The following is a 6826-nucleotide window of genomic DNA, read 5'->3' as shown; positions in this document are numbered from 1 at the left end:
CCCGCCCACTGCCCCGCACGGACGCATGCGCGGCGATCGCGAGGGCCCGCGACTCCGGACAACCGGGGAAGAGACGGCGTATCTCGTCCGCGAACGCCCCCGTGAACCGGATGTCCTCCGCCGCCCGCCGCACCGCGTCCCGAGCCCTGCGCCGCGCCCGCGCCTCCGCGTCCGCGAGGCACCGCTCCTCGGCCCGCGTGAGGGCCGCCTCCTCGACGAGGACGCCCTGGCGCTCGTACCGGCTCCGGCGCCGGTTGAGGCGGACGACCACCGCCGACAGGCCGCTCCCCTCGCGGGCCCGCCGCGTCAGCGCGGTGTCGCCGCGCGGCAGGAAGACGAGATGGCCCAGGTCGGCGCAGTCCAGACAGTGCGGCTCGGCGTCCTCGACGACCAGCAGGGTCAGCGGTCCTCTGCGGCACTCCGCGCAGTGCCTCCGCTTCAGCGGCTGGACGGCGACAAGTCCCCGTCCGGCGGGCGGAGTTGGCGGAGGAGGGGCGGTCGGAGCCATGAACGGAGCATTCCCACTCGCCGAGGGGCCCTACCGCCACCCGTACCGCCACCCGGCATCATGAGCCCTGTGCGACTCGAAGCGATCACCTGGGAACGGCTCACCGAAGCCCTCGCCGACCGGCTCGCGGAGCTCAAGACGGCCGACGGGAGCCCCTGGCCCCGCATCGCCTTCGACGGCGCCCCCGCGGGCAGGCCCGGCGAGCTCGCGCGGCGCGTGGCCGACGCCCTGCGGGTGCGCGGACGGTCCGCCCTGGTGGTCGGCACGGAGGATTTCCTGCGCCCGGCCTCGCTGCGCCTGGAGTACGGGCGCGAGGACGTGGAGGCGTACTACAGCGGCTGGTTCGACACGGGAGCGCTGTGGCGCGAGGTGTTCGGGCCGCTGGATCCGGGTGGCACGGGGCGCGTACTGCCCGACCTGTGGGACCCGGTCGCGGACCGCGCCACACGCAGTCCGTACGTCGAACTCCCGCCCGGCGGCATCCTGTTGGCGCATGGTCCGCTGCTGCTCGGCCACTGGTTCCCCTTCGACCTGACGGTGCAGGTGCGGCTCTCGCAGGGTGCCCTGCGACGACGTACCGAACCGGACGCGCAGTGGACGCTGCCGGCCTTCGAGCGGTACGAGGCGGAGATCGACCCCGGTGCGGTGGCCGACGTGGTCGTACGCGCCGACGATCCCCGGCATCCGGCGTGGAGCGGTTGAACCGTTGAACGGTTGAATCGCCGAACCTCTTTTATATGCACGTGCATGCAGTTAGGGTCTGGGCATGGCAACGGAAGAGATCGACTCAGCGGCAGCGGCAGTCAACTTCAGTGAATCCGTCCGCGCGCTCCTGGACGGCAAGAACTTCGCCAGCATCGCGACCCTCGGCCCCGCCGGGGGCCCGCAGAACTCGGTGGTGTGGATCAAACGGGAGGGGGACACCGTGCTGTTCTCCTCCACCGCGGGGCGGCAGAAGGTCCGCAACCTCGAACGTGACCCGCGGATCAGCGTCTCGGTCTTCGACCTGGCGAACCCGTACGCGTCGACCGAGATCCGCGGCGTCGCGGAGATCCTCCCCGACCCTCAGAAGCGGCTCCCGCACGAGCTCTCGCACAAGTACCTCGGCATCGACCCGCCGGGCGAGAAGGAGGAGGAGACCCGTGTGATCGTCCGCGTGATCCCGCAGAAGGTCGTCGGCTTCAACATCTGAGGGGCTTCAACATCTGAGGTCCCCGGCGTGCGGACCCCCGTGGGCCCGGCGAGAATGAAGGGCGCCGGGACTAGCGGTGCCTCCGTGCCGCGCCGGCCGTCCGGCAACGGGAGGTACTCATGACCACCGCCGGAGACATCATGCACCGCGGTGCCCAGTGGATCCCCGTCCACGAGACCCTGGACCGCGCCGCGCAGCTCATGCGCCAGCTCGACGTGGGCGCGCTGCCCATCAGCGACGAGAACGAACGCCTCTGCGGCATCCTCACCGACCGCGACATCGTGGTCGGCTGCGTGGCGATGGGGCACGATCCGTCCAAGGTGACCGCGGGCGAGATGGCCAAGGGCACGCCACGCTGGGTCGAGTCGGACGCGGACGTCGACGCGGTCCTCAACGAGATGCAGGGCCACCAGATCCGCAGGCTCCCGGTCATCGAGAACAAGCGCCTGGTCGGCATGATCAGCGAGGCCGACCTCGCCAGACACCTCACCGAGGAGCAGCTCGCGGGCTGGGCCGAGAGCGTGTACGCGAAGGGCTGACCCACCCACAGGGGGCTGCCCCCGTGGCTAACCCTTTGCCGCCACCGAGAACGTGCCGTCGTCCGTCGCCCCGTACAGCACGCCCCCGAGGGCCAGCGGGGCCGTCCCGCTCGGGGAGCGGTCGTCCACCGAGCCGCCTCGGCCGGTGTCCCTGAAGGAGGGCGCCGAGCGCCACCGCTCCTTGCCCGTACGGGTGTTGACGGCGATCACGCTGCTGTCCGGCATCGTGGCGTACAGGGTGTCGCCCCGCACCGACGGCTCGCTGAAGATCCGCAGTTCGCGCGAGGTCGTCCACAGCGGCTTGCCGCGCTCGAGGTCCAGGGCGAGCACGGTCTCGTTGGCGTAGTCGAACACGTACATGGCGTCGCCGCGCACCAGCGGCGGCGCCTCCGGTTCGACCGCCCAGGGGAAGTCGATCCCGCGGACGTTCCCCGAGGCCAGATCCTGGATGAAGAAGCGCGACGAGACACCCGAGTCGTTCTCCCAGCGGGCGAAGTACCCCTTGCCGTCGTGCACCGTGGCCAGCCAGAGGTCGCCCTTCGGTGCCTTGACCGAGCCCAGCTTCCGGCCGGTGCGCGCGTCGAAGCGCGTGATGGCCGAGGAGGCGGGGGTGGCGTCGCCCTTGCGCGCGGCGGTGCGCAGATCCGCGAAGAGCGTGCCGTCCGGGCCCGCGTAGAACGCGCCGGGCGAGTCGCTGGTCACCTTGTGGTGCCAGAGCTCGTCGCCGGACCGGGGGTCGTACGCCGTGTACGTCGACGTCCGGGACTCGTTCAACTCGCCCTTGTGCACGACGAGTACGCCGCTGAGGAACTGGAACTCCGCGTGCGGCCCCGGTAGCCGCCACAGCCGTCTGCCGCTCTTCGCGTCGTACGCGTCGACTCCCCCGGAGCCCTCCGCGCTGAACGTGAACACCGCCCCGGCGCCCACGACGGGCTCGGTGACCGAGTACCCGTCGCTGGACTTCGGGCGGTGCATCGGCTTGGTCCAGGTGACCTTGCCCGTCAGGGGATCGAGCCGGGTCAGCGCCGTGGTCGGCGACGCGCAGTAGACGCCGTGCGCGTGCGGGGTGCAGGCCTCCGACGACGGCATCATGTCGTCGCCGTCCTTCTCGGCCGCGACGTGCCACGGCCGCCAGCCCTCGGGCAGGCCCGACTTGGCGTCCGAGCCCTCCGCGACGGGATCCGAACTCCCCAGCAGCGACACGGATACGCCGATGCCGATCACGGCGGTCAAGGCCACCGCGCCGGCGAGGGCGACCTTGAACCGCCGTCCCCGGCGCGGGCGTTGGGGCGCGGTCGCCGACAAGGCGAACGTGGCATCGGAGGCGTCGGTGGCGGGACTCTCCGGCTCCTCCGCCCGTTCCACGGTGGCTTCGCGCTCCCGTGGCGCACCCGGCTCTCCCTCGTCCGGCAGCGCGGCCAGCGCCTCGAGCACCTGCACCGGAGTGGGCCTGTCCTGCGGGTCCTTGGTGAGGCAGGCGAGGACCAGGGGACGCAACGACTCGGGCAGCGCGCCCAGTTCGGGGTCGTTGTGCACCGTCTGATAGGCGGCCAGGTACGCGTTCTCCGCCTCGAAGGGGCTGCGCCCGGTCGCCGCGTACACCAGCAGTGCGCCAAGGGCGAAGACGTCGACGGGCGGCCCCACGTCGCGCGGGCTGCTGAACTGCTCCGGTGCCATGAACGGCGGTGAGCCCATCACCAGGCCCGTCTGCGTCCGCACATCGCTGTGCGCGGCACGGGAGATGCCGAAGTCGATGACGCGCGTCATCCCGCTGTCGCCGCCGTCACCACCGCCGCCGTCCGTGTCCTCCCCGGAGTCGAGCAGCAGTACGTTGCTCGGCTTCAGGTCGCGGTGCACCACCTCGGCGCGGTGGATCTCCCGCAGTGCCTCGGCCAGTTCGCCGCCGAGCCGCTTCAGCCGCGGCCAGTCGAGGGGCCCGTGCTCGGCGACGCGCTGGGCGAGGGTGTCCCCGGGAACGTACGCCGTGGCCATCCAGGGCAGCGCGGCCTCCGGGTCGGCGTCCACGACGGGCGCGGTGAAGGCGCCGCTGACCCGGCGCGCGGCCGTGACCTCCTGGCGGAAGCGCGCGCGGAACTCGGGGTCGTCCGCGTACTGGGTGTGGACGACCTTGACCGCGACCGCGCGGCCCGACGCGGAGCGCCCGAGATAGACGACGCCCATGCCGCCGGTGCCGATCCGCGACTCGATCCGGTAGCCGCCGATCGACTCGGGATCACCCTCGCGCAGAGGCATCGGTCACCTTCCCCCAGTGGTCGACATGGCCGTCACAGACTAGACGCCGGTGCGTGGCGGGGCTGTCGCGGTGCGTCAGAGCCAGCCATTGCGACGGAATCCGCGGTAGAGCGAGAAACAGATGGTGACGATCAGGCCGACGACCATGCCGTAGCCGTACTTCCAGTGCAGCTCGGGCATGTGGTCGAAGTTCATGCCGTACAGACCGCAGACCATCGTCGGCACGGCGATCACCGCGGCCCACGCCGTGATCTTCCGCATGTCCTCGTTCTGGGCCACCGTCACCTGTGCGAGATGCGCCTGGAGGATCGAGTTCAGGAGTTCGTCGAAGGCGGCGATCTGCTCGGTGGCCCGCTTCAGATGGTCGTCGACGTCCCGGAAGTAGGCCTGTATCTCCGGGGCGATCGCCCGCATCGGCTGGGTGGCCAGGATCTGCAGGGGGCGGCCGAGCGGCACCACGGCCCGCTTCAGCTCGAGCAGTTCACGCTTGAGCTGGTAGATGCGGCCCGGATCCGCGCGCTCGCCCTGCTTGGAGAACACGTCCATCTCGACCTGGTCGATATCGGCCTGCACGGCGTCCGTGGCGGCGAGATAGTCGTCCACGACGTGGTCGGCCAGCGCGTGCAGCACCGCGCCGGGGCCCTTGGCGAGCTGCTCGGGCGCCGATTCGAGCCCCTCGCGCAGCGGACCGAGCGAGCCGTGCCTGCCGTGCCGCACGGTGATCACGAACTCCCGGCCGACGAAGACCATGATCTCGCCGGTGTCCACCACCTCGCTGGTCGCGGTCAGCTCGGCATGGTCCACGTAGCAAACGGTCTTGAACACGGCGAACAGCGTCTCGTCGTACCGCTCGACCTTCGGCCGCTGATGCGCGTGCACCGCGTCCTCAACGGCGAGCGGGTGCAGGTCGAAGAGGTCCGCGATGCCCGCGAACTCCTGCTCGGTCGGCTCGTGAAGACCCAGCCAGACGAAACCGTCACGGCTCTTGCGTACGCGCTCGACCTCCTCGACCAGGTCGCGGCCGCCCTCCTGGCGGACCCCGTCGCGGTACGTCACGCACTTCACCACCGACGAGCCCAGCGGGGAGCGGACGGGGTGGCTGAGGTCGACGCGGGTGTGCCTCCGCGTGAGGCGGGCTGCCCGTGCGACTCTCCTCAGGCCGCCGACCTTCCGGAGGTTCCCTACCTTCCGCAGGTTGCCTGCCATCGACATGCGTGGCTCCTCGTTCCGGTGACTTGACGGGCAAGTCTGCCAGTACGGGGCGACAGTGCGGCCGGGGCCTGTGGGAACGGAAGGCTCCGCTCCGATATGCCCGGTTCAGCCTCCCCAGGGGAAGCCGGACAACTGGGATGATCGGGGCATGACGCTCATCGACGGCTATCTCTCAGGAAATCGACCCGCCGGGGCGGCCGGGGCTGCCGAGGCCACCGAGGTCGGCCGGCGCCGCGAGGCCTTCGCGGCCCTCTTCGATCCCACGACCTTCCGGCACATCGAGCGGCTCGGCATCGGTCCCGGCTGGCGCTGCTGGGAGGTCGGGGCGGGCGGCACCTCCGTCGTCTCCTGGCTCGCCAAGCGGGTGGGCCCCACCGGGCGGGTCCTCGCGACCGCCACGGACACGTCCTGGCAGACGTCGGCCGCGCGCCCGCCGGTCGAGGTCCGCAGGCATGACGTGGGCGCGGACGCGCCGCCCATCGAGGGCTTCGACCTGGTACACGCGCGGCTCGTGCTGTCCCGGGTGCCCGACCTGGAGCAGGCGCTGCGGTCGATGATCAGGGCGCTGCGTTCCGGTGGCCGCCTCCTGATCGAGGAGGCCGACCCCGCGCTGCAGCCGCTGCCCTGCCCCGACGAGCACGGCCCCGCACAGGAGTTGGCGAACCGCCTCAGGCGCGCGCTGCTCACCCAGCGGGGCTCCGACGTCGCGTACGGCCGGGGCCTGCCCCGCATGCTGCGCGCCGCGGGCCTGTGCCAGGTGGAGGCCGACGCGTACTTCCCCCTGACGGCCCCCGCGTGCGCCGCCCTGGAGACCGTGACGATCCAGCAGTCCCGCACGGCCCTGACCGCGGCGGGCCTGGCCACGGACGAGGACATCACCACCCACCTGGCGAGCGTCGCGACGGGCACGATGGACCTGGCGACGTCACCGCTGATCTCGGCGTGGGGCAGGAAGGGGTAAGCAGAGCGCCCCGTAAGGGGCGCGGGGAACTGCGCGACAAGCCCCCACGACCCCGCAGCCGAAGGCAGAGCCCAGCGACCCCAGGGCTCAACAGGCCGTCGAACCGGGCAACGGGGGCCGCCCCCCGACCCGTTCGACGGCGCGGGCCCCCGCCCTGCACC

The 6826-nt window shown here is 71.7% G+C and carries 7 protein-coding genes; 4 read left to right on the top strand and 3 right to left on the bottom strand.

All coding sequences use genetic code 11. The features are described 5' to 3' along the window. On the bottom strand, nucleotides 1-508 hold a 508-nt coding region (locus E2651_RS39525; protein WP_135336110.1), incomplete at its 3' end, for a DUF2293 domain-containing protein. A 60-nt stretch (nucleotides 509-568) separates the two neighbouring features. Between E2651_RS39525 and E2651_RS39520 the strand changes: the two genes are divergently transcribed. The 3 genes from E2651_RS39520 to E2651_RS39510 all read left to right on the top strand — a co-directional run bounded on the left by E2651_RS39520 (nucleotide 569) and on the right by E2651_RS39510 (nucleotide 2239). Next, nucleotides 569-1210 carry a uridine kinase gene (locus tag E2651_RS39520; protein ID WP_209446362.1) on the top strand — a complete coding sequence of 214 codons (642 nt, stop codon included), beginning with the start codon at nucleotides 569-571 and terminating at the stop codon, nucleotides 1208-1210. A gap of 64 nt (nucleotides 1211-1274) precedes the next feature. Continuing rightward, a complete protein-coding gene (locus tag E2651_RS39515; protein ID WP_135336108.1) occupies nucleotides 1275-1700 on the top strand; it encodes a PPOX class F420-dependent oxidoreductase in 426 nt (141 codons plus the stop codon). Nucleotides 1701-1819: 119 nt separating this feature from the next. Then, on the top strand, nucleotides 1820-2239 hold the full coding sequence (locus E2651_RS39510) for a CBS domain-containing protein (RefSeq protein WP_135336107.1): 420 nt from the start codon (nucleotides 1820-1822) through the stop codon (nucleotides 2237-2239). A 27-nt stretch (nucleotides 2240-2266) separates the two neighbouring features. On the opposite strand, the gene E2651_RS39505 is transcribed toward E2651_RS39510, so the two are convergent. Beyond that, on the bottom strand, nucleotides 2267-4492 hold the full coding sequence (locus E2651_RS39505) for a serine/threonine-protein kinase (protein WP_135336106.1): 2226 nt from the start codon (nucleotides 4490-4492) through the stop codon (nucleotides 2267-2269). Between the two features lie 75 nt (nucleotides 4493-4567). Continuing rightward, on the bottom strand, nucleotides 4568-5704 hold the full coding sequence (locus E2651_RS39500; RefSeq protein WP_135336105.1) for a magnesium and cobalt transport protein CorA: 1137 nt from the start codon (nucleotides 5702-5704) through the stop codon (nucleotides 4568-4570). 148 nt (nucleotides 5705-5852) lie between these two features. Between E2651_RS39500 and E2651_RS39495 the strand changes: the two genes are divergently transcribed. Then, nucleotides 5853-6665: a methyltransferase domain-containing protein gene (locus E2651_RS39495; RefSeq protein ID WP_135336104.1), complete on the top strand. Its 813-nt coding sequence runs from the start codon at nucleotides 5853-5855 to the stop codon at nucleotides 6663-6665. Nucleotides 6666-6826: the final 161 nt, after the last annotated feature.

Origin of the sequence: Streptomyces sp. MZ04, assembly GCF_004684775.1 — a bacterium.
Classification (GTDB): Bacteria; Actinomycetota; Actinomycetes; order Streptomycetales; family Streptomycetaceae; genus Streptomyces.
This window is presented reverse-complemented; position numbering and strand designations above follow the sequence as displayed.